This is a genomic window from Marinobacter sp. C7 (assembly GCF_022343555.1).
Lineage (GTDB): Bacteria > Pseudomonadota > Gammaproteobacteria > Pseudomonadales > Oleiphilaceae > Marinobacter.
Window position 1 is genome coordinate 1 of record NZ_JAKQZH010000013.1, and the last position, 1,154, is coordinate 1,154.

1 protein-coding gene is annotated in these 1,154 nt (G+C 53.6%); it reads left to right on the forward strand.

Annotated features, from left to right (window positions below; translation table 11 throughout):
- Positions 1 to 197: 197 nt before the first annotated feature.
- Positions 198 to 1,142 (forward strand): L-lactate dehydrogenase, encoded by a 945-nt coding sequence (locus tag MD273_RS19240; protein WP_011015483.1) that lies wholly within the window; start codon positions 198 to 200, stop codon positions 1,140 to 1,142.
- The last annotated feature ends 12 nt before the right edge of the window (positions 1,143 to 1,154 follow it).

Here is a 1,154-nt window from a genome sequence, read left to right on the forward strand (position 1 = left end):
CTGCAGGGCATAGGTTGGTTTTGCTCGATTTACAATGTGATTTTTTCAACAAAAATAACACTTGGTCTGACCACATTTTCGGACATAATCGGGCATAATTAAAGGTGTAACAAAGGAATCCGGGCACAAGCTCTTGCTGATTTTCTGAGCTGCTTTGTGGGTTGTCCGGTTAGGGAAATCAGGAAGTGGGATCGAAAATGAAAGAAACCGTCGGTAACAAGATTGTCCTCATTGGCGCAGGAGATGTTGGAGTTGCATACGCATACGCACTGATCAACCAGGGCATGGCAGATCACCTTGCGATCATCGACATCGATGAAAAGAAACTCGAAGGCAACGTCATGGACTTAAACCATGGTGTTGTGTGGGCCGATTCCCGCACCCGCGTCACCAAGGGCACCTACGCTGACTGCGAAGACGCAGCCATGGTTGTCATTTGTGCCGGCGCAGCCCAAAAGCCAGGCGAGACCCGCCTCCAGCTGGTGGACAAAAACGTCAAGATTATGAAATCCATCGTCGGCGATGTCATGGACAGCGGATTCGACGGCATCTTCCTCGTGGCGTCCAACCCAGTGGATATCCTGACCTACGCAGTGTGGAAATTCTCCGGCTTGGAATGGAACCGCGTGATCGGCTCCGGAACTGTCCTGGACTCCGCTCGATTCCGCTACATGCTGGGCGAACTCTACGAAGTGGCACCAAGCTCCGTCCACGCCTACATCATCGGCGAACACGGCGACACTGAACTTCCAGTCCTGTCCTCCGCGACCATCGCAGGCGTATCGCTTAGCCGAATGCTGGACAAAGACCCAGAGCTTGAGGGCCGTCTAGAGAAAATTTTCGAAGACACCCGCGACGCTGCCTATCACATTATCGACGCCAAGGGCTCCACTTCCTACGGCATCGGCATGGGTCTTGCTCGCATCACCCGCGCAATCCTGCAGAACCAAGACGTTGCAGTCCCAGTCTCTGCACTGCTCCACGGTGAATACGGTGAGGAAGACATCTACATCGGCACCCCAGCTGTGGTGAACCGCCGAGGCATCCGCCGCGTTGTCGAACTAGAAATCACCGACCACGAGATGGAACGCTTCAAGCATTCCGCAAATACCCTGCGCGAAATTCAGAAGCAGTTCTTCTAAATCTTTGGCGCC

What these genes read in the sequence shown, in the direction of transcription:
- MD273_RS19240 (WP_011015483.1), top strand. Translation starts at nt 198, where the DNA reads ATGAAAGAAACCGTCGGTAACAAGATTGTCCTCATTGGCGCAGGAGAT.